This window comes from Lysinibacillus sp. GbtcB16 (genome assembly GCF_019091145.1).
GTDB classification, from domain to species: domain Bacteria; phylum Bacillota; class Bacilli; order Bacillales_A; family Planococcaceae; genus Lysinibacillus; species Lysinibacillus fusiformis.
The window spans coordinates 1-253 of record NZ_JAGXJV010000644.1; the positions used below are offsets into that span (position 1 = coordinate 1).

The 253-nt window shown below is 47.4% G+C and carries 1 pseudogene; it reads left to right on the forward strand.

The annotated features are described in order from the left end of the window. A pseudogene (locus tag KVT27_RS25495) lies at positions 1-253 on the forward strand (cell wall metabolism sensor histidine kinase WalK); the annotation flags it as partial.

The window sequence follows — 253 nt, forward strand, 5'->3', positions numbered from 1 at the left end:
GTATTTCTACAAAACGGTGGAAACGTATTTCAAGAATGACTTCCTGGTATCGCGCAACAGCCAGGTGACGCTGCTGGCCGGCTTCGTGGGGTCCTACCTCACGGGCGATCAGGACAGCAAGAATGCGGCGGAGGGTAAGAAGACGTACGCCGATTTGAACGAGTTCGTCAGCAATTTATTCTCTATTAATAATGCGGAAATTCAAATTATTGATGCGAACGGTAATGTCATATCCACGTCAGTTCCGAATCAT